This is a genomic window from Cytobacillus sp. FSL W8-0315 (assembly GCF_038002905.1).
Lineage (GTDB): Bacteria > Bacillota > Bacilli > Bacillales > Cytobacillaceae > Cytobacillus > Cytobacillus pseudoceanisediminis.
The window spans coordinates 1,649,757-1,670,873 of the sequence record NZ_JBBOOC010000001.1; the positions used below are offsets into that span (position 1 = coordinate 1,649,757).

The window sequence follows — 21,117 nt, forward strand, 5'->3', positions numbered from 1 at the left end:
TGTCCTCAATTTGGGTGGTACCGCGCAAAAACGATCATGCGTCCCTGCATATTTGCAGGGGCGTTTTTTTGTATGGGTGATTCCCTGTTAATGCCTTGAAAATAGCCGTTAAATAGGAGGAGTTAAGATGAGTTTACTTGAAGATTTGCAATGGAGAGGGATTATTTATCAGCAGACAGATGAAGAGGGCATTGAGAACACTCTCGGTAAAGAAGCAATCTCTTTATACTGTGGTGTAGACCCAACAGCTGACAGCATGCACATTGGGCATCTGTTGCCGTTTTTGACATTAAGGCGCTTTCAAAAGGAAGGCCATCGTCCAATCGTTCTAGTAGGCGGGGCCACTGGCCTGATTGGAGATCCAAGCGGTAAAAGCGAAGAGCGGAAGCTGCAGACGCTGGAAACTGTCCAGCATAATGTGAACTGCATAAAGAACCAGCTAAAAAGAATTTTTGATTTTGAAGGTGAAAATGGTGCAATCATGGTTAACAACTATGATTGGGCAGGGTCCATGGATATTGTTACATTCCTGCGTGATTACGGGAAACATGTCGGAGTCAATTACATGCTCGCTAAAGACACCATTTCTTCCAGACTGGAAACGGGAATTTCCTTTACAGAATTCACATACACCATCCTGCAGGCCATGGATTTCCTTCATTTATATGAGAATCATAACTGCAAAATGCAGATTGGCGGAAGCGACCAATGGGGGAATATCACAACCGGCCTTGAGCTCATCCGCAAAATGGCGCCTGAAGGGTCAAAGGCATACGGCCTGACCATACCTTTGGTTACGAAAGCGGATGGAACAAAATTCGGCAAAACGGAAAGCGGAGCAATCTGGCTTGATTCGGAGAAAACATCTCCTTATGAGTTTTACCAGTTCTGGATTAATACAGCAGATGCGGATGTAATCAAATACCTTAAGTTCTTTACATTCTTATCCCGTGAAGAAATTGAAGGCCTTGAAAAAGCTGTTCAAGATGAACCGCATCTCCGCAAAGCCCAAAAAGCACTTGCTGAAGAAATGACACGCATGATTCATGGAGATGAAGCATTGGAACAGGCTATAAAGATTACAGCAGCGTTATTCAGCGGAGAAATTAAAAACCTTTCGGCTTCAGAGATAAAACAAGGCTTTAAGGATGTTCCATCTTATGAGCATTCTGAAGGAGGAGAATTGGGGATCGTTGATTTGCTTGTTGCTGCCAAAATCTCCCCATCCAAACGCCAGGCACGTGAAGATGTGACGAATGGCGCTGTTTCAGTAAATGGCGAACGCATAACGGAGCTTGACTACACTCTTTCTGATAAGGATAAGATTGAAGGCCAATTTACTGTCATTCGCCGCGGAAAGAAGAAATATTTCTTAATTAAATACTAATCAAAAAGCCCTCCTTTGATGGAGGGCTTTTTGATTATCTCAGAGTTTTCCGGACAACAAAAAAACTGCCGAAATGTATCGGCAGTTTTAAAATTATTAACGAGAGTAGAATTCAACGATTAGAGATTCGTTGATTTCAGCTGGAAGTTCAGAACGCTCAGGCATGCGAGTGAAAGTTCCTTCTAGCTTGTCTGCATCGAAAGATACGAAGTCAGGTACGAAGTTGTTAACTTCAATTGCTTCTTTAACGATGTCAAGGCTGCGAGATTTTTCGCGAAGTGTAATTGTTTGACCAGGTGCTACGCGGTATGATGGAATATCAACGCGAGATCCATCAACCATGATATGACCATGGTTAACTAGCTGGCGAGCTTGACGGCGAGTGCGTGCAAGACCTAAACGGTAAACCACGTTGTCAAGGCGTGATTCAAGAAGAATCATGAAGTTTTCACCGTGCTTACCAGGCATTTTGCCAGCTTTATCGAATAAATTGCGGAATTGACGCTCATTTACTCCGTACATATGACGAAGCTTTTGCTTCTCCTGCAATTGTAATCCGTATTCAGATAATTTTTTGCGCTGGTTTGGACCATGTTGTCCAGGAGCGTAAGGACGCTTTTCTAATTCTTTACCAGTTCCGCTTAGAGAGATTCCAAGACGACGGGATAATTTCCAGCTTGGACCAGTATAACGAGCCATTTAAGACTCCTCCTTTTGTGTTTTTATTTGGGTAAAATAAAAACAGAAACAGATGCGCACAACAATCATGTCCATTTTGTTTTCATGTACCTTCGCCCTAGCAGCAGAGGGTTACACAGTACCCCATCCCCAGAAAACTCTGGTTGAGGAACAAAATGAGTGCATCAAGGTGCTCACATAGGCTGCAATATTTTACACAAGGAGTATTATATAATTTTTAGAGGATAAAAGTCAAGTTGATTTTATTTTTACTCCTTCATTTTTTAAGGATGTTTAAATTATAAGCGAAGATTTTGTCCTGTGCCATAATTCACTTGAATTAGAAAACTTAATAACGAGTCCATTAGCAAGATATGATATAATAAAGAAAAAATTGGAATTGTTTAATTAATAGGAATGCGGCTTCGCTTTTTTTATTTTAATGTGTATTTTATGCAGCGATTACTTTTCTTAAAAATATGAATATAGGAAAGTTGAAACGAAATAGCCACATGTATGCTCAAAATATTAATTTCTAGTCCGTTATAATATACCTTATTGGTTTAAAGATTCATGATCTGAGACATTTGATAGGTGATAATAAAGATGGATACACTTGAACACCAAATCATACTTAGTTTAAAAAGCCGCTTTTTTGACATTATCGATACGGAGAACGGTTTCTTTCACTATGAAAAATTACTGAATGAAATGCTCTCTTCCATTAAAGCCCTTACCGGAGCGGATGAAATAACTCTGTACGTCTTTAATGAATGGAAACAGGAGTTTTTTGCAGAAGCTGCCACGAACCCGGATGCTTTGCTTTCACCTGCTTTTTCAGGTGATTTAAAAAGATGGGCTAACAAAAACAGAGGGTTGCAGAGTTTAAGGACCGAGATTAAGGAAGAACAAATCATGATTCCTCTTGTAAAGAGAGGCAAGCTGCTGGGATGCATGATTTTATCAGGTGAATCAGGCTGTTTTCATTCCTATACAGAAAAAGTATTTCAGGAGCTTAGCGAAGAATGCGGGCAATTTCTTGATAAAGCTCAGGGGCTGGCCAAAATTGCATCTGAAGAAAAACGTTATAAACAGCTGTATCGAGTTACGGAGAAATTCCATTCCTCAATGGATATGGATATGGTGCTTGGGGAAATTATTTATACTTTGCAGGAAATGTACCCCACTTTTACCTATTATCTTCTGCTGTCCCAGGATAACAATAATCATGGGGATCTGCCCATCAGAGACCTTGAATATGACAGCGAAAACATCGCGGCCATGCAGGCATATGTCACAGGGGCAGTTCAATTTGAAGATTCCCTGCAGGAAATGCGCTCTGTCTTATATGCCCCATTAAAAGGGAAGCAGGGGGTTTATGGAGTACTTCAGGTCATTGCGCCTAATACCATGATATTCCCTAAAAATGAAATTGAGTTTATAACACTTCTGGCTAATACTGCAGGAAGTGCACTGGAAAATGCGCAGCTTTATCAGCAATCCAAGCGATTGATAGCGGACCTTCAATTAATTAACGAAACTTCCCACCGCTTGAATTCGAATTTGCGGCTGACAGAAACCATGAACTACATGGCAGATCAGATTCTGCATTCCTTTGATGCTGAAGAAGCGGGTTTCATCTTGATAAATTCTGAAAATGCCGATGTGAATGTAATCCAGGGCAGTACTGAATTTTTTCAAACCAAAGAGGCAGAAGACTATATTCACTATATAAGGAAAAAGATCATCAAGGAGAAAGAGTCTCTTTTTATTGGGGATTTTTCTTTACAGTTCGAGGGTGCGGCAAGTTTATATAAATCCATCATGGCTGTTCCAATGGCCCAATCTGGAGTATTAAAGGGATTTGCCCTTGTCATGCATAGCTCTCCTTATCATTTTTCATTTGAAACATTCAAGTTGCTTCAGTCTTTGATTCATCATTCCACGCTTGCCTTTACCAATTCAATGCTTAGAGAAGAGCTTGAAAAGATGGTTGTAACAGATCACTTAACCAAACTATATTCCCGAAGCTATCTGGATGATCGGATTCATCAGTCCATGAATGAAGATCATGAAGGAACATTTATGCTTGTGGATATAGATGATTTTAAATTGGTAAATGATACATACGGACATCAGGTTGGCGATGAAATCATTATTCAAGTTGCCAATTTAATTAACAGCAATATCCGCAGCACTGATATAGGCGCACGATGGGGCGGAGAGGAGCTGGCTCTTTATCTTCCGGGTGTTTCATTGTCGGCGGGAGTACTTATTGCTGAACGGATTGTCAGAAAGGTATGTCAAATCACAGATCCCCAAGTAACCATTTCATGCGGTATTTCGTATTGGAGCAGGGGGAAAAAAGATTCATATGCAGCGCTTTTTAAAAGGGCTGACAGGGCATTATATACCGCCAAAAACACAGGGAAAAATAAAGTGATCATTGAGTCGGCTGCAGATTCATTTATCTAGGACTGCCTTATGGAAAGGCAGTCTTTATTGATATTTTTCCAAAACAAAATACTTTCAAAAAATATACTATTATCATATGCTGAAAGAGAAGTTTATTATAGATAATAATGTAAGCGCTTGCAATGAAAAGGAGAGGTAAAATGGATAGGAAACATCGGTTTAACTTCGAGACGCAGGTCATCCATGAAGGATACGATGCTGAAAGGTTCAAAGGGAGCCTCGCACCGCCAATATTCCAGACGTCAACTTTTACATTTGAGACAGCACAGCAGGGTGAAAAACGTTTTTCCGGTGAAGAAGAAGGGTATATCTATTCCCGTCTGGGCAATCCAACAGTTAAGATGCTTGAAGAAAGAATGGCCGTACTGGAAAAGGGAGAAGCAGCCCTTGCTTTTGGGTCTGGTATGGCTGCAGTTTCAGCTGTCCTGTTTGCTTTAACCAAAACAGGTGATCATATTTTATGTTCTCAGGGAGTTTATGGATGTACATTTGGACTCCTGGAGATGATGGAGGAAAAATTTCAAATCAGCCATGATTTTTCAGCTATGGAATCAAAGCAGCAGCTGCTTGATGAAATTAAACCGGAGACTGCCTGTATTTATGTTGAAACTCCAATAAATCCAACAATGAAATTAGTGGATCTGAGTATGGTTGCAGAAGCAGCGAAAGAGAAAGGAATTCCAGTTGTAGTGGATAATACTTTCTGTTCACCATATTTGCAGAATCCGATCGAACTGGGCTGTGATATTGTCATTCATAGTGCGACAAAATACATCGGAGGTCATGGTGACGTAGTTGCCGGGCTTGTAATAGGCTCTAAAGAATTTTTGGATAAAGTCTCCATGACGACTCAAAAAGACATTGGAGGCATTATTTCACCTTTTGATGCCTGGCTGCTTCTGCGCGGACTGAAAACACTTGCAGTCAGACTCGACAGGCATTGTGACAATGCGGAACGGCTCGCATCATATTTGCTGGCACATCCAAAAGTAGAAAAAGTTTATTTTCCTGGAGACAGCAATAATGCAGATTTTGAAATTGGGCAAAAACAAATGAGGAGGCCCGGCGGGATGATTTCTTTTACTCTAAAGGGGGATAAAGAGACTGCCCAGGAATTTATGAACCGGCTGAATCTTATTAAAATTGCCGTGAGCCTTGGTGATGCTGAGACATTAATTCAGCACCCTGCTACTATGACTCATGCAGTGGTTCCAAAGGGATCACGTGAAAAAATGGGCATTGAAGATACGCTGCTGAGGCTTTCAGTTGGGCTTGAGTCAGTTGAAGATATCAGGGATGATCTGTCCCAGGCACTCGAAGGAGTTTAATAGTAAAAGGAGATGGTCGCAGATACGGTCATCTCCTTTTTGCTATTCCGTTAAAGGAATGATACAAGTACTTCCGAGAAATCTTCCAGGAATTTTTGGTCAAGTTCATCAAACCGGTTTTTTTCAGGAGAATCGATATCCAATACACCAAGAAGATTGCCCTCTTTGACAAGCGGAATGACGATTTCAGACTGTGAGGCTGCATCACAGGCGATATGTCCAGGAAATTGATGGACATCTTCAACACGGACTGTTTCCATTTGCCTGGCAGCAGTCCCGCAAACACCCTTACCAAGGGGGATTCTTACACATGCCGGCAGACCTTGAAATGGCCCAAGAACAAGCTCCCCTTCTTCCATCAGGTAAAATCCTACCCAGTTGGTGCGGTCCAGGAATTGATTAAGAAGTGCTGATGCATTGCTTAGATTGGCAATGCTGTTCGTTTCCCCTTCAAGAAGAGCAGCGAGCTGTTTAATCAATAATTGATAATTTTCTTCACGGGTTCCCTTGTATGATTCGACACTAAACATCACAATTCACCTTACTTTCTAAAAGATATATGAATTTCCTGGCAGATGAACAGGAAAATAGATAGACATTGTCGAGAACTTTAAAAAGGATAAGACGATTTTAGCAAGAATGTTTAATTATCACAACAAATCCGTTTTTGAATAAACCCATAATTTATTATTCGCTCATATGTACATGAACAGAGACTTTACAAAAGAAAGCGAGGCGGGAAAGATGAAAAAAAATTCAAAAGAGGCAATTGTATCGGCCGCTATATCCTTATTTAATACGAAAGGTTTCTCCGGGACTTCCATCCGTGATATTGCAGGGAAAGCGCAGACGAATCCAGCGAATATTGCATATTATTTCGATAACAAACACGGGCTGCTTGAATATTGCTTTACAGCATTTTTTGAAGGGTATATTGAGGAAATAGAGAAGGGATTTTCAATTCTTGAGCAGGGGGCGGCTCTGAGCCTGAAAAAAATTGCGCAAAATATCATGGTTTATCAATTTGAGCATAGCCATCTAACAAGATTGATACTCCGGGAAATTTCTATAGATTCCCAAGTGGTAAGGGAAATTATGTCCACTTATTTAGCAAAGGAAAAGTTTTATTTTGGCAAGGTGCTGGAAAGGGGAATGAAAACAAAGGAGTTTCGTAACCATTCAGCCAATTATATGATTGTTCAGCTGAAAGGACTCCTGTCAATGCCATTTTTGAACACACATTATATGGCTGAAGTTCTGCATGTATTTCCTCATGAAAAATATTTCGCAGACAAATACACGAAGGAGATCTTCAATTGGGTTGATGGAGTCCTGTGCAATCATGCTGGAAAACCTTATGCTGCTGTACTCTAAAAGCATTTAAAGGTGTTTCATTCTATCAAGGCCCTGACCCATTTCCTTTGCCTGATGAGAATCGGACCCATAAACCAGTGAAATGCCTTTTTGGGCAGCTGCTTCTGCAGCCCAATCGGGAGGATAGGACTCCTTGCATAACGGCTTGGCGAAACCGGCTCCGTTATAGTCGAGTTCATAGCCTTTATTTTGCACCTCATCAAGTATTTGGTTTATTTCCTCTCTAAATTCCCGATCAGCGGGATATTTTTTTTGGAATTTTTTCACCAGGGTGATATGCCCAATCCTTCCAGGTTTAAACGGCCCTAAATCTGCTTTTATAGATAAAAGCAGGGTGCGGAAATAATTCAAATAAACTGCTTCAATAGAACCGTATTCTTTGATCATCTTTGCAAAAACATCGGGACTGTAGTCCAGGCATTCGTAGCGGCTTCCATGCTTTAGAAAGTGTACAGATAAAATGGAGTCATCTATATATCTCCCGTTCATATCAAGAAATTTGCGGATCTCCTGTTCAAAGCCTTCAATATAATCCACTTCAAGCCCCGCATTAATCCTGATTTTTCCTTGATAGGCAGCTTTCACCCTTGATATATCAGTGAAGTATTTCTCAAGATGCTCCTTGCGCATCGCACTGTCGCGAGCAGGTGCGGGATCCTCAAAGCCCTCAGGGAGCGGAGCATGTTCAGTAAATGAAATTTCTTTAAAACCCAGATTTATTGCTTTTTCAACATAATCTTCAAATGCGTCCTTTGTCCCGTGCGGACAATAGGGAGTGTGGATGTGTCCGTCTTTTAGCATATGGAGAACTTCCTTTCTGCATAGGTTTTTCGCAGTCTAACGGGCAGAAAAGCTCCCTCTTTAAGAGCCTAGGTATTTTAGAAGGAATAGAGAGAGTCAAACTGCCCGTAAAGGCCCGAAAGAAGAACAAAGCCTAAGAAAACCGCGTCCTACCAGAAGCTTCCGCTTTCGGTCGTGCGATCTATCGCTGCCGTAGCCTTCCTTGTCCTGTGGCAACGTCTTTGTGGCCCGCTTCCTCCCAAAAGCTGTCGCATTTGGTCGTGCGATGCTCATGCTGACGAAGCCTTCCTTGTCCTGTGGGCCTCAACTAAAAAACAGTGGGGAAGAAATCCCGCTGTTTGAAGTTTCACTTTAAAAATACAGTACTCAAGTCACTTTTTAACTTATCTCTTAAATAAAGAAGGAAATCTTTTATAAAAAGCGAATTGTTTGTATTTGAACAGTTCATATAGTTCAATAAAAAATACGGATGTTCCAGTTATTTTCCGAAAATAGCAATTTAGACAAGATATAAAAGAAGAAATTCATAAAAATATGAAATAAATAGTCAAAAAATGTCGTTTACATGGTATCATAAAAGCATTGAAAATAACATGTGAAAATGAAGAAACGCCTGCGGGCATTTGTTATTTCTTAAATAAAAACTTTACATATACATATTGGCTCGGGAACAGAACAGGGGGCTTTAAAATGGAATACATAATTGGAGTTATAGTCATTCTTTTATGCCTATATCTCACGGGTTATTTTTTAAAGAAAAAACATTATAAGGAAATTGACAGGCTGGAAACATGGAAGATGGACATAACGGATCGCCCAGTTCTAGATGAGATGTCAAGAGTGAAAAAGCTTAATATGACGGGCCAGACAGAAGAATTATTTGAGCGATGGAGAAATGAATGGGATGAAATCGTAACATCACAGCTTCCGGATGTGGAGGAATTGTTATTTGATGCTGAAGAGAGCATCGATAAATACCGCTTTAAGAATTCCCAGGAAATTCAGCAGAGAATAGAGAAGAGATTAACTGAGATTGAAGAAAGCATAAAAAATCTGCTGAGTGAATTGAATGAGCTGGTAGGCAGTGAAGAAAAAAATAGAGCGGAAATTGAAGAACTGAAAGAAATGTATCGCCAATGCAAAAAGTCTCTGCTTGCGCATCGCCATACATTCGGTAAATCAGAAAAAATTCTTGAAGAACAGCTGGATGAAGCATTGGCCAAATTTGAAGAATTCGATGAGAAAACCGAGAAGGGCAATTACCTTGAAGCTCGTGAAACCCTTCTAGTGATCAAAGCGCTGCTTGAGGATTCTCAGGCTAAAATGGAAGCTATTCCAAACCTGATGGTTGAGTGTCAATCCAAGATCCCTTCCCAGCTGGAAGAGTTAAGGGAAGGGTACAAGGAAATGCTGGATCAGGGGTATCTGCTTGATCACCTTCAACTAGATAAAGAAATTGAGAGGCTTGAAGAACAAGTAACAGGATATGCCGGCTCCATTGATCAGGCGCAAATCGAGGAAGTTCAAAAAGGGGTCGAAGAGATTAAAGATAATATTGAACTTCTGTATGATCTGCTCGAAAAGGAAGTACATGCCAGACATTACTTAAGCCAGCAGGATGATGCAACAAGAAACATGCTTTATAATAATAAAGATATGAATAATCAGCTTAAGACAGAGATAACGGCTATCCGTCATAGCTATCATGTTCCAGACAAGGATCTGGAAATTCAAATCCACCTGGAGAAAAAAATAACTCAGCTCTTCAAAAAATTCGAAGTGCTGGAGCATAAGATTAATAACGGGAGTACTCCCCATACTGTCTTGAGAGAAGAGCTTGCTGAAATCAAGGAACACATTGAGGAAATTTCAGATGAGCAGACAGCCTTTGCGGAAATGCTCCAGGCCTTAAGAAAAGACGAGATGTCTGCCAGGGAAAAAGTCAAAGAGTTAAGCAAGAAAGTGGCAGAAACGATAAGGCTTATCTCCAAAAACAATGTGCCCGGTGTTTCCCAGGAATATAAATATTTGATCCAGGATGCGAAAGAAAGCATAGATAATGTGCTGGCTAAACTCGATGAGAAACCATTGAATATTCCTGCGGTTCAGCAATATCTTGAAGTTGCTGTGCTTACTGTTGATAAGGCTGCTGATTCAGTGGGTGATATGATTGAGACGATTCTTTTAGCAGAGAAAGTCATTCAATATGGAAATCGGTACAGAAGCAGATATCCATCTATTGATAAAGGGTTAAAGGAAGCAGAAGCTTCATTCAGAAGCTATGAATATAAAACAGCACTGGAGCAGGCTGCAGCTTCGATCGAAGAGGTCGAGCCGGGTGCGATCAAGAGAATAGAAGAAATAATAACTGAGCACTAAAAAACCAGATCCGATTGGATCTGGTTTTTTGTTGTCTGGTAATTTATAAAATATATCGTTGTAAATAACTTTAATGAAAAATTATCTGCATTCAGCTCCAGCGCCTAGCCCCCGGGTCATAAGCCAAATCACTCCATAAATCAGGACAAGGAACGCTTCGTCAGCGATACATCGCCCGGCCAAAGCGAGCTTTAGGAGGTTTCCTGTGTGATTCGGTCTTATGCCTGCGGGACTTGCACAGGATATGCCGGCTTTAACGTTCGCCACCGGACGTGGCGGTTTTTAGTTGAAGTTCATCTGATTCAGGCGCTTCCGCCTTTGGTCTTTAGTCATTTACTGCAATTGGCTTTTTAGCTTCTCCGAAAGCCATTGCCAGGAAGTAACCTATAACAGCTCCTGCAATGGCAGGTACAATCCAGCCGATTCCCTCAGCAAAGAATGGCAGGAATTGCAATGAGTCTGTGATGACGGATACATCCATTCCAGCAGTTTTTAACCCATCCACAAAACTAATTAAGCCTGTGGGTATTAAAGCCCCTATATATACCGCCGAGTATCCATTAAACGCATTGTGCATAAAAGAAAGCAGAATCAGCACGATGGCCAGAGGATAAATTATGATTAAGATTGGCAATGAAAGTTGAATCAGCTGAGTTAAACCAATGTTTGCAACCACCATGCTGAACAGCGAAAGAATGATGACAATGGTTTTATAAGGTACTTTTGGGAGCAGTTTATGAAAGTACTGCGCACAAGCGGAAACGAGTCCGACAGACGTTGTAAGGCATGCTACCGTAATGGCCAGCCCAAGGATCAATGCTCCAGCAGGTCCAAATAGGTACTGAGAAGCAGAGGATAGGATAGCGCCGCCATTATCAAGTTGACCTATAGCTTCCATACTTGATGCCCCAATATACGCAAGGGACAAGTATACTGCCGCAAGACCAGCAGCTGCTATAAGTCCGGCTGTAATGCATATTTTCATAAGTGAATGTTTATTTGTCACACCCATGCCCTGTATTGAACCAATAACAATAATACCGAATACCAAAGCTGCAATTGTATCCATAGTCAGATAGCCTTCAATGAAGCCTTTAAAGAACGGCCCCTCTGCATATGCCCCCATTGGCGCTTTTAATTCGCCCATTGGAGTAATGATGCTTTTAATAACCAGAACAGCAAGGATTATGAGGAGTGCAGGCGTGAAAATATTCCCGATTCTATCCACTAACTTCGATGGATTCAAAGAAAGCCATGCTGTTATGCAAAAGAAGACAATGGTATAAGCCAGTAAAGAGTAAGTGCTATTGGAAGCGGTTTCAGACAAGAACGGAGTAACCCCTATTTCATAAGCAACGGTTCCGGTACGCGGAATTCCGAAAAATGGTCCTATGGCTAAGTACATAATAATCGTGAAAATAATTCCATATAAAGGGTGTACCCGGCTCGCAATCGTTTGTAAATCGCCATTTTTGGCAATGGCAATAATGCCTAATAGCGGCAATCCGACCCCTGTTATTAAAAAACCGATAATAGCAGTCCATACATTCGTGCCGGCAGATTGTCCCAGGAATGGAGGGAAAATCATATTCCCTGCCCCAAAGAATAGAGCAAATAACATGAGTCCGACGGCGAGAATTTGTTTTGGTGCCAATGTTTTATTCTCCATATATATCCTCCTGAAAATGGTTCCATATCTTAATGTTTAGAACATTTTCATATTAGCACAGGCGCTAAAAAAAATGTCGAAAAAATACGAAGTCTTAATATTAAGTATTTTATGATAATAAACTGGAGCTGTCCTTTACCCACAGTGCAATATTATCAGCTTTCCACGGGGGCAGCAATTCATTCATTTGGTTAAACTGCACAAACTTGAATAACTTAATAGTAAAGAAATGAATATTTAAAAACAAAAGCTTTAATTACATTTCCAATCTTACGTGGTTATGATATGATTTACAGTTGGCTAAAGGGTTTTCGGAACGGAAAGGAGAAGTCCGTGATTTATTTTGATAACAGTGCAACGACAAAACCATATAAAGAAGTGCTTGAATCTTTTATAAAGGTTTCTTCAGAATACTTTGGGAATCCCTCTTCCCTGCATGAATTCGGCGGAAAAGCAGAGAGACTGCTGATGCAGGCACGTGAGCAAATTGCTCATCTGCTGAATGTTAAGCATAATGAGGTGTATTTTACATCCGGAGGGACAGAGAGCAATAATCTTGCAATAAAAGGAACGGCTCTAATGCATAGGAAAAGAGGCCGCCATATTATCACAACTGGATTGGAACATGCTTCAGTGAAGGAAGCGATGGATCAGCTAAAGGAATTGGGCTTCAGCATCTCCATCATTGCACCGGATAAAAACGGTATTGTCCATGCTGAAGACATTGAAAAGGAAATTACACCGGAAACTATTTTAGTCTCTGTCATGCATGTAAACAATGAAATTGGTTCCATTCAGCCAATAAAGAAAATTGGAGAGATGCTGAAGAAGCATTCGCGAGTGTTATTTCATGTAGATAATGTCCAGGGAATCGGCAAGGTTCCTCTTGATCTTTATCAAGCAAGTGTGGATCTGTGTACGATTTCGGCTCATAAATTCCATGGTTTGAAAGGGAATGGGGTTTTGTTCATTCGTGATGGTCTTCGTCTTTCACCGTTATTATCCGGGGGCAATCAGGAATGGAAAATGAGAAGCGGCACAGAAAATGTAGCTGGCATTGTAGCAATGGCAAAGGCACTAAGGCTGACAATAAATAATATGGAAAGGCGTTTAAGCCAGATTATATCTATTAAAAGGTATATTTTTGAAGAAATGAATAAAATCGGGGGTATTACTGTCCATACCCCCGAAAAAAACTCTGCTCCTCATATTGTGAATTTTTCCATAGAAGGATTCAAAGCAGAGGTGTTTGTCCATGCTTTAGGAGAGCGCGGGATATATATATCAACTACAAGTGCCTGCTCTTCAAAGAAAGCTGCTGCCAGCAGCACCTTGATGGCTATGGGAATTCCTGAAAAAAATGCGAAAAGTGCAGTCAGGATCAGCTTATCTTATGATAGTACAATGGAAGAGGCAGAGGTTTTTGTTGAGACAGTAAAAGAGACCGTTATAAGGCTAAGAGAGGTTATGAAATCATGATAAATTATGATCGTATACTTATACGATATGGAGAAATCTCCACAAAAGGCAGAAACCGGAATAAGTTCGTGGATAAATTAAGAAAAAGCATATTCGATGTGCTCAATGAATTTCCCGGGATCAAGATAGAATCTACAAGAGACCGAATGTACGTTGTTTTGAATGGGGCAGATGGCAGAGAGGTTTCTGATCGACTTAGGGGCATCTTTGGCATTCAGTCTTTCAGTCCTGCTGTTAAAACCTCTAAAGATATCGAAGAAATGAAGGCAGCAGCATTGGCGTTATTTTTAAAACATTTTGAAGAAGGAAAGACTTTCAAAATTACGGCTAAGAGAGCGGATAAAAGCTTCCCTTTAAATACGGATGAACTGAATCATGAATTTGGCGGACACCTCCTGCAGAATGTGGCGGGTCTAAAAGTGAACGTAAAAAAACCGGATATAAATCTGCAAATTGAGGTTCGCGAAGAAGCGGCTTATTTATCATGCGAAACCATTCAGGGGGCTGGCGGACTTCCTGCAGGTTCCAGCGGAAAGGCCATGCTTATGCTCTCTGGAGGAATTGACAGTCCGGTAGCAGGTTATTTGTCCATGAAGAGAGGATTGGAAATTGAAGCTGTCCATTTTCACAGCCCGCCTTTCACGAGTGAGCGTGCAAAGCAAAAAGTAATTGATTTAACTGAAAAACTTGCTAATATTGCTGGAACCGTTGTACTCCATATAATCCCATTTACAGAGATTCAGCAGCTGATCCATCAGCAGGTTCCATCGAATTATACGATGACAGCTACAAGGCGATTGATGCTCCGGATCACTGATGAAATCCGCAATAAAAATGATGGTCTAGCCATCATCACTGGGGAAAGCCTTGGACAGGTAGCCAGCCAGACTCTCGAGAGCATGTTTGCCATTAATGATGTGACAACAACACCTATCCTTCGGCCTCTTATCACAATGGATAAATCAGAAATCATCGAGATTGCCCAAAGCATTGATACCCACGATATATCCATCAGGCCATTTGAAGATTGCTGTACCGTTTTTGTCCCATCATCACCAAAAACAAAACCAAAACGCGACAAAGTCCGCCGCTTCGAAAGCTTTGTTGACTTCGAACCGCTCATCGCAAAAGCAGTTGAGGATACCGAAAAGATGGTTATTAAGCCTCAATCGCGTAATGCAGAGTCTTTTGGGGAGTTATTTTAATCTAAATTCAGGTTAATTGTTAAATACAAGTTTTATTTCGCTGAGTTGATTGTAGCGGAGGGGGCTTGCTCCTCGAAAAATGCTGACGCATTTTCTTCGTACGGTGTTCATTCGGGTAAGTGTATTCAATGTCCTGCGGTAGGCTCCCGTACCTCCCCGCTGAAAGCAAGTGACCCGTGCTGAAATCAACGCAATTCATCTATATGCCAAAACAGTAAATGTTAAATTTAACTTCGAAAAATAATACAACAATTACCAATTAATTAGTGTATATGGCCATGTGATTCTACACATTCTATACTCACAAGGAGGTGAAAATCACATGGCAAACAACAACAACTCAAACCAACTTCTAGTTCCTGGAGTACAACAAGCTCTTGACCAAATGAAGTACGAAATCGCTACTGAATTCGGTGTAAACCTTGGTGCTGAAACTACTTCTCGCGCTAACGGTTCTGTAGGTGGAGAAATCACTAAGCGTTTAGTTCAAATGGCTGAACAGCAATTAGGCGGTTTCCAAAGATAATTAAATAATATGGCTACAAGGAGCAGGAATTATTCCTGCTCCTTATTTTTGCGCAAAAATTATTTTTCAAAAAATAAATAATTTAAAATTTTATAATAATTTAGTATAATAATTTCTATAGACTACGCATCCGAGTTAAGACACCAGTATTTGACATTGTCAGGGGGAGATTTAATGAAACGGGAAGACTTAATTGCACCGGAGAAATACAATCTCGTATCAGAAATGGAGCGGTTTGCCGGAGATAAGGACAAACTTGCAATAAAGTGGGAAAATGAGCTGGGAGAAAAGAAAGAGATTACATACAGTGAACTGATCCTTAATGCAAATAGAATTGGAAACGTTTTCTTGGAAAATGGTCTGAATAAAGGGGATGTTATTCTGATCATTGTTCCAAGACTGATTGAAGCGTATCAGGTTTATGTTGCATCACTAAAAGCCGGAATTGTCGTCATACCAAGTTCAGAAATGCTTCGCTCGAAAGATCTGCAATACCGGATTAATCATGGGGATGTAAAAGGTATTGTAAGTTATTATCCATATGTTGACCAATTTGAAGATATTAAGGAAGCTGCAGACCTGCCGAAGTTTGTGATAGGCGGAAACGCAGATGGCTGGACCCAGCTGGATGAGGAAATGAAAAAGGCATCCGATGAACTTTCTTTGGCTGACACCTCCCGGGATGACATGGCGTTCCTTTCATATACATCAGGAACAACAGGAAATCCTAAAGGTGTAGTACATACACATGGCTGGGCATTTGCTCACCTTAAAACAGCAGCACCGAACTGGCTATGCATTAATGAAGGCGATACAGTATGGGCAACGGCAGGCCCTGGCTGGCAAAAGTGGATCTGGAGCCCTTTCCTTTCTGTTCTGGGTTCTGGTGCTACCGGAATTGTCTACAATGGAAAGTTCGAGCCGAAGAAATATTTGCAGCTGTTAGAGGATTACCAGGTAAACGTACTTTGCTGTACGCCTACTGAATACAGGCTGATGGCAAAGGCAGAAAATATTCATGATTACAAGCTGCCGGCGCTTCATAGTGCTGTTTCAGCAGGAGAACCGCTAAACCGCGAAGTGATTGATACATTCAAAAAGCATTTTAACGTAAAGGTCCGTGATGGGTATGGCCAAACAGAAAATACCCTGCTGGTCGGCATTACAAAGGATATGGAGTTAAAAGCAGGTTCAATGGGCAAACCGACCCCAGGCAACAGAGTTGACATTATCAATGAAGAAGGTGAGGTATGTGCTGTTGGTGAGGTAGGAGATATCGCTGTCCATGTCGAAACTCCTGCGCTCTTCAAAAATTATTATAAAGATCCGGAAAGAACAGCTATGCAATTCCGCGGTGATTACTATATTACCGGAGATAAAGCAAAGAAAGATGAAGATGGCTATTTCTGGTTTGAAGGACGCGGTGATGATATTATTATCAGTTCAGGCTATACGATTGGACCTTTCGAGGTGGAAGATGCGCTTGTAAAGCACCCGTATGTAGCTGAATGTGCAGTTGTGGGGAGTCCGGATGAAGTGCGCGGATTAATCGTTAAAGCATTCGTTGTATTAAGAGAAGGTGTGGACCAAAGCGATCCTAATCTTGTTTCCCAGCTGCAGGAACATGTAAAAGAACTGACAGCTCCTTATAAATACCCTCGGAAAATTGAATTTCTGTCAGAGCTTCCTAAGACCACTTCAGGAAAAATCATGCGTGTGGAATTACGGAAAAAAGAAGCGGAAACTGCTTCCGCACAAAACTGAATGTGTAAAAAATGCAGGCGGGAATTCCGCCTGTATTTTTGTTATACTATGGTAAATGTGAACTTTTAGTTTATCGCAGGCTTAAGGGCAGTAAGACCCCTACTTTAACACTCAGAGTGATCAATGGAGGATTGGTTGGGGGCAGACTGCCCGTAAAGGCCCGATAGAAGAACAAAGACTAAGAATGCCACGTCCTCCCAAAAGCTACCGCTTTCGGTTGTGCGATGTATCGCTGCAGCAGCTTTCCTTGTCCTGTGGCAACGTCTTTGTGACCCGCTTCCTGTGGGCCTCAACTAACAATCAGTGGAAAAAAGATCCCCGCTGATTGAAGTTTCACTCTATTAAAGGAGAAAAGATTTATGGGAACGCTTTGGCATGGGGGCTCGATTTATACCCTTCAGCAGGAAGGTCATCAGATAGAGGCCGTTTTTACAGAAGGAAGCCAAATTATTGAAATTGGCGCGTTGAGAGATTTAAAAAGCAAATATAAAGAAGAGATTCAAAATGAGATAGATCTGCAGGGAAGCACTATGCTGCCGGGATTTGTGGATAGCCATATGCATCTAATCGGGCATGGTGAAAGGCTAATAAGGCTCGACTTATCTAAGCACACATCAAAGCATGAAGTTCTTATGGCTGTAAAGGAATTTTCAGAGACCATAGAAGAGGGAGAGTGGGTCATTGGGGAAGGCTGGAATGAAAATTTATGGGATCAGCCGGAACCTATTTATGCCTCAGAACTTGATCAATTTGTTCCAAAGCATCCTGTCATGCTGAAACGTGTGTGCAGACATGCCCTTGCAGTGAACTCCCTTGGATTAGAAAAAGCAAACATTACTGCAGATACAGAATGTCCTCCAGGAGGAGTAATCGATAAAGATGAATCTGGGAAACTAAATGGACTTTTGAAAGACCAGGCCCAGGAGCTTTTATTTAATGTGATGCCGGCTGTATCAGAAAGCTATTTAAAGAAGGCGCTTCATGCTGCCATTAAAGATGCCTATAGGCTTGGGCTGACAGGAGGACATACTGAGGATCTCAATTATTACGGAGGATTCAGCCAAACTTATCAGGCTTTCAAGCAGGTAATAGAGGCGGATGGTCTATCTTTCCGTGCACATCTGCTTGTTCATCATGGAGTTGCGGATGAAATGAAGGAATCCGGCGGAGGCTATTTAGAGGGAAGTAACCATATAGAGTTTGGAGCTATGAAGATATTCGCCGATGGAGCCCTGGGCGGAAGAACAGCTTTATTAAGTCATCCGTATGCAGATGACCCATCCACTTCGGGAGTTGCCATTTATTCACAGGAGCAGCTTGATGAATTAGTGGAGAAAGCCCGCAAGCATGAATTGCCGGTTGCCGTCCATACGATTGGGGATTTGGCATTTGAAATGGCATTAAATGCGATAGAAAAGCATCCACTGGAAGGTTTGGGGCGAGACAGGCTGATTCATGCACAAATTTTGCGCAAAGAACTTATAGACAGGGCTAAAAAACTGCCTTTAATTATTGATATCCAGCCAAGATTTACAGCTTCTGATTTTCCATGGGTGATTGACCGGATTGGTGAAGAACATATGGAGTACTGTTATGCATGGAAGACACTTCTGAAAGAAGGGATACATTGTGCAGGAGGTTCTGATGCACCGATTGAACCGGCCAATCCGTTCCTTGGAATTCATGCGGCTGTTACAAGAACAAATATAGATGATCCGCATAATACAGTCTATTATCCAAGTGAAGCGTTAACTGTTTATGAAGCAGTAAGCTTATTCACAAAAGGCAGTGCATATGCTGCATCCCATGAAAATGATAGAGGTATTATAAAAGAAGGATATCTGGCAGATTTCACAATATTAAATGAAGATATCTTTAAAATGCCAATAGGGCAAATTGCTGCCATTTCAGTTAACAAAACCGTTATTGACGGAATAATAGTATACGAAGCATAAGTGAAAGTGCCAGGCACCTATTCAGCAGGTGCCTGGCACTCGTTTTAGCAGAAAAAATGATTGCAAACATTTTTATCGCAGATTTATAATATAAATATTTCGATACTAGAAAGAATTGAGGAAATGGCAATGAAAAATAATGAAGTGCAAACGGGAGCTCTATACGCAGGGTTTGCTTACTTTTTATGGGGCATTCTCCCGGTTTATTGGAAGTTTTTAGATCACGTCCAAGCAGATGAGATTTTGGCAAACAGGATTTTTTGGTCATTTTTCTTTATGCTGATGATTTTGCTGGCATCAAAGAAATGGAATGATTTTGCTGCAACAATGAAAGGATTTAAAACAAATAGAAAGCAGCTCTACGCCCTTATAATTGCCTCCATTCTGATCAGCACCAACTGGTTTTTATATATTTGGGCGGTCAATAACGATCAGATGATTGAGGCTAGCCTTGGCTATTATATTAACCCGCTCGTAAGTGTGATTCTGGGAATGGTGGTTTTTAAAGAGAAACTATCAACTGCGCAATATTTATCTTTTGGATTTGCATTTACAGGGGTTTTGATTTTGACTGTCAGCTATGGGCGGTTTCCCTGGATAGCCATTGTCCTTGCTTTATCCTTTGGTCTTTATGGGCTTGCCAAAAAGCTTATAAAGGTGGATTCAGCAGTTGGGTTAACGCTTGAAACACTTGTAGTGACCCCGATAGCATTTATTTATATGATTATTCTTTTCATGGATGGCAAACAGGCATTCCTGCATGTTTCGCTAAGCTCCGACTTGCTCCTTATAGGAGCAGGCGCAGCCACAGCAGTACCGCTATTGTACTTTGCCAAAGGGGCACAAAAGATACCGATGTCCATGCTTGGGTTTCTGCAGTATATTGCGCCGACAATTACATTGATTCTGGGGATCTTCGTTTATCATGAACACTTTACAAAGCTTCACTTGCTTTCCTTTATGTTTATTTGGCTGGCCTTAACGATTTACTCTGTTTCAAGAACAAAACTCTTTGCCCATTGGGAAACAAAACTAAAACGCGGAAAAGGTATTGGCATATAGAAAAAGAGTTTCGCACCATCTTGCGAAACTCTTTTTTTATAAAAATTAGAAAGTATAAAGTTTTGAACGCCAGGCTGTCTAGCGCAAGCAGCCTACCCCCCTCGAGGTGCCTGGGGTGGGAAAGGCGCTTCCGCTTTTCTTATAAAAATGTCCTCTTAACCTTTTCCCAAAAGGAATTGTCTTTCAGTTTTACGGTTTTAATGATTTTGTCGCTAAGTTTAATATCAATCTTTTCTACATGCTGAATGCTGAGGGCTTCGTTGTCCATTCCCATTGTAGGGTGGTCGTTGCCATCTTGAACCACCTTTAGGGTCAGCTTTCTGTTTCCGCTCAGGATAAAGGAAGATCCGAGCGTGCGATAGCGATTATTATTCAGTGAAGCGAGTTCGCTCACCTGCATGCAGGGAAGCAGCGGGTCAACAACAGCTCCATTTACAGATTTATTATAAGCCGTGCTTCCAGTTGGGGTGGCAACAATCATTCCGTCCCCGCGGAACGTTTCAAAATGAAAATCATCGATAAAGACATCGATTACAAAAGTTTTAATGATGGCAGAACGGATGCTGAATTCATTTAAGCACTGAAACGATGTCTGGTCATCAACCGTAACATCTATAGTGGGATAGCGTCTTACTTCTACTTGTTCATTTGTCATTGCCTCTACCATTTTCGCGGTATCATCGAGATGGAAATCACAGTACAGGCTCAGGCTGCCAGTCGTTGAAATCCCGGCATACAAACAATCATCCCTATAGCCAGTTTTACGAACTGCCTGCAAAAACGTTCCGTCTCCCCCGATGCTTACAATGATATTGGCTTGTTTGAAGTCATTAACAATGGTAAAGGCATGCTCTTCAGCCAGGCTATAAAGCGGTGCTACTTTCTCCATCGTTGCTTCATCTTTTTTGTGATAAAAGTATATATTGCGTCTTTCAGGCATATTCATTCCTCCAAACAGTAATAAAGGTTGTGGAATTCCAGGGGGAAATGTCCTTGAGGATTTTCTTTCCCAAATAATTCATATTTTGCTATGAT

Annotated in this window: 16 protein-coding genes and 1 other annotated feature (1 of these 17 cut by a window edge); of the genes, 11 read left to right on the plus strand and 5 right to left on the minus strand. The window is 41.2% G+C overall.

Features of this window, described 5'->3' with window-relative positions:
- Positions 1–49: a binding site (T-box leader), on the plus strand (it extends 177 nt beyond the left edge of the window).
- A 78-nt stretch (positions 50–127) separates the two neighbouring features.
- Positions 128–1,387 carry a tyrosine--tRNA ligase gene (gene tyrS, locus MKY20_RS08445; RefSeq protein WP_019383053.1) on the plus strand — a complete coding sequence of 420 codons (1,260 nt, stop codon included), beginning with the start codon at positions 128–130 and terminating at the stop codon, positions 1,385–1,387.
- A 96-nt stretch (positions 1,388–1,483) separates the two neighbouring features.
- Here the strand turns inward: tyrS and rpsD are convergent, their stop codons facing one another.
- Complete coding sequence (gene rpsD, locus MKY20_RS08450; protein ID WP_009333317.1) at positions 1,484–2,086, minus strand: 30S ribosomal protein S4; 603 nt, start codon at positions 2,084–2,086, stop codon at positions 1,484–1,486.
- A gap of 585 nt (positions 2,087–2,671) precedes the next feature.
- On the opposite strand from rpsD, the gene MKY20_RS08455 reads away from it, so the two are divergent.
- A complete protein-coding gene (locus MKY20_RS08455) occupies positions 2,672–4,540 on the plus strand; it encodes a sensor domain-containing diguanylate cyclase (RefSeq protein WP_217025974.1) in 1,869 nt (622 codons plus the stop codon).
- A gap of 140 nt (positions 4,541–4,680) precedes the next feature.
- Positions 4,681–5,868: a methionine gamma-lyase gene (gene megL / locus MKY20_RS08460; protein ID WP_009333315.1), complete on the plus strand. Its 1,188-nt coding sequence runs from the start codon at positions 4,681–4,683 to the stop codon at positions 5,866–5,868.
- A 50-nt stretch (positions 5,869–5,918) separates the two neighbouring features.
- Here the strand turns inward: megL and MKY20_RS08465 are convergent, their stop codons facing one another.
- On the minus strand, positions 5,919–6,398 hold the full coding sequence (locus tag MKY20_RS08465) for a GAF domain-containing protein (protein WP_251266958.1): 480 nt from the start codon (positions 6,396–6,398) through the stop codon (positions 5,919–5,921).
- A 214-nt stretch (positions 6,399–6,612) separates the two neighbouring features.
- Between MKY20_RS08465 and refZ the strand changes: the two genes are divergently transcribed.
- Positions 6,613–7,242 (plus strand): forespore capture DNA-binding protein RefZ, encoded by a 630-nt coding sequence (refZ, locus tag MKY20_RS08470; protein WP_019383055.1) that lies wholly within the window; start codon positions 6,613–6,615, stop codon positions 7,240–7,242.
- A 6-nt stretch (positions 7,243–7,248) separates the two neighbouring features.
- Here refZ and hisJ read toward each other — a convergent pair whose 3' ends face one another.
- Complete coding sequence (hisJ, locus tag MKY20_RS08475; RefSeq protein ID WP_019383056.1) at positions 7,249–8,043, minus strand: histidinol-phosphatase HisJ; 795 nt, start codon at positions 8,041–8,043, stop codon at positions 7,249–7,251.
- A 690-nt stretch (positions 8,044–8,733) separates the two neighbouring features.
- Here hisJ and ezrA point away from each other — a divergent pair.
- Entirely contained in the window at positions 8,734–10,422 is a 1,689-nt protein-coding gene (gene ezrA / locus MKY20_RS08480; RefSeq protein WP_251266957.1) for a septation ring formation regulator EzrA, read from the plus strand.
- Positions 10,423–10,747: 325 nt separating this feature from the next.
- Here ezrA and brnQ read toward each other — a convergent pair whose 3' ends face one another.
- Positions 10,748–12,091: a branched-chain amino acid transport system II carrier protein gene (brnQ, locus tag MKY20_RS08485; RefSeq protein WP_251266956.1), complete on the minus strand. Its 1,344-nt coding sequence runs from the start codon at positions 12,089–12,091 to the stop codon at positions 10,748–10,750.
- A 333-nt stretch (positions 12,092–12,424) separates the two neighbouring features.
- On the opposite strand from brnQ, the gene MKY20_RS08490 reads away from it, so the two are divergent.
- The 6 genes from MKY20_RS08490 (at position 12,425) to rarD (ending at position 20,082) form a co-directional block, all read left to right on the plus strand.
- Positions 12,425–13,570, plus strand: a complete 1,146-nt coding sequence (locus tag MKY20_RS08490) for a cysteine desulfurase family protein (protein ID WP_251174718.1) — start codon at positions 12,425–12,427, stop codon at positions 13,568–13,570.
- Positions 13,567–14,775: a tRNA uracil 4-sulfurtransferase ThiI gene (thiI, locus tag MKY20_RS08495; protein WP_009333302.1), complete on the plus strand. Its 1,209-nt coding sequence runs from the start codon at positions 13,567–13,569 to the stop codon at positions 14,773–14,775. Before MKY20_RS08490 ends, thiI begins: the two co-directional genes overlap by 4 nt.
- Positions 14,776–15,097: 322 nt before the next feature.
- Positions 15,098–15,301 carry an alpha/beta-type small acid-soluble spore protein gene (locus MKY20_RS08500; protein WP_009333300.1) on the plus strand — a complete coding sequence of 68 codons (204 nt, stop codon included), beginning with the start codon at positions 15,098–15,100 and terminating at the stop codon, positions 15,299–15,301.
- 174 nt (positions 15,302–15,475) lie between these two features.
- Positions 15,476–17,065, plus strand: coding sequence for an acyl-CoA synthetase MbcS (gene mbcS / locus MKY20_RS08505; RefSeq protein WP_251266955.1), 1,590 nt, complete (start codon positions 15,476–15,478; stop codon positions 17,063–17,065).
- Positions 17,066–17,424: 359 nt separating this feature from the next.
- The gene (locus tag MKY20_RS08510) at positions 17,425–19,020 is read left to right on the plus strand and encodes an amidohydrolase (RefSeq protein WP_009333296.1); all 1,596 of its coding nucleotides are present in this window, start codon (positions 17,425–17,427) and stop codon (positions 19,018–19,020) included.
- Between the two features lie 129 nt (positions 19,021–19,149).
- A complete protein-coding gene (gene rarD, locus MKY20_RS08515; RefSeq protein ID WP_071156203.1) occupies positions 19,150–20,082 on the plus strand; it encodes an EamA family transporter RarD in 933 nt (310 codons plus the stop codon).
- 139 nt (positions 20,083–20,221) lie between these two features.
- Here rarD and MKY20_RS08520 read toward each other — a convergent pair whose 3' ends face one another.
- Positions 20,222–21,022, minus strand: a complete 801-nt coding sequence (locus MKY20_RS08520; RefSeq protein WP_009333292.1) for an NAD kinase — start codon at positions 21,020–21,022, stop codon at positions 20,222–20,224.
- Positions 21,023–21,117: the final 95 nt, after the last annotated feature.

Excerpts from the sequence above, each read along its gene's own strand:
- tyrS (WP_019383053.1), top strand. The coding sequence starts at position 128 with ATGAGTTTACTTGAAGATTTGCAATGGAGAGGGATTATTTATCAGCAG.
- rpsD (WP_009333317.1), bottom strand. The coding sequence starts at position 2,086 with ATGGCTCGTTATACTGGTCCAAGCTGGAAATTATCCCGTCGTCTTGGA.
- MKY20_RS08455 (WP_217025974.1), top strand. The coding sequence starts at position 2,672 with ATGGATACACTTGAACACCAAATCATACTTAGTTTAAAAAGCCGCTTT.
- megL (WP_009333315.1), top strand. The coding sequence starts at position 4,681 with ATGGATAGGAAACATCGGTTTAACTTCGAGACGCAGGTCATCCATGAA.
- MKY20_RS08465 (WP_251266958.1), bottom strand. The coding sequence starts at position 6,398 with ATGTTTAGTGTCGAATCATACAAGGGAACCCGTGAAGAAAATTATCAA.
- refZ (WP_019383055.1), top strand. The coding sequence starts at position 6,613 with ATGAAAAAAAATTCAAAAGAGGCAATTGTATCGGCCGCTATATCCTTA.
- hisJ (WP_019383056.1), bottom strand. The coding sequence starts at position 8,043 with ATGCTAAAAGACGGACACATCCACACTCCCTATTGTCCGCACGGGACA.
- ezrA (WP_251266957.1), top strand. The coding sequence starts at position 8,734 with ATGGAATACATAATTGGAGTTATAGTCATTCTTTTATGCCTATATCTC.
- brnQ (WP_251266956.1), bottom strand. The coding sequence starts at position 12,091 with ATGGAGAATAAAACATTGGCACCAAAACAAATTCTCGCCGTCGGACTC.
- thiI (WP_009333302.1), top strand. The coding sequence starts at position 13,567 with ATGATAAATTATGATCGTATACTTATACGATATGGAGAAATCTCCACA.
- MKY20_RS08500 (WP_009333300.1), top strand. The coding sequence starts at position 15,098 with ATGGCAAACAACAACAACTCAAACCAACTTCTAGTTCCTGGAGTACAA.
- mbcS (WP_251266955.1), top strand. The coding sequence starts at position 15,476 with ATGAAACGGGAAGACTTAATTGCACCGGAGAAATACAATCTCGTATCA.
- MKY20_RS08510 (WP_009333296.1), top strand. The coding sequence starts at position 17,425 with ATGGGAACGCTTTGGCATGGGGGCTCGATTTATACCCTTCAGCAGGAA.
- rarD (WP_071156203.1), top strand. The coding sequence starts at position 19,150 with ATGAAAAATAATGAAGTGCAAACGGGAGCTCTATACGCAGGGTTTGCT.
- MKY20_RS08520 (WP_009333292.1), bottom strand. The coding sequence starts at position 21,022 with ATGCCTGAAAGACGCAATATATACTTTTATCACAAAAAAGATGAAGCA.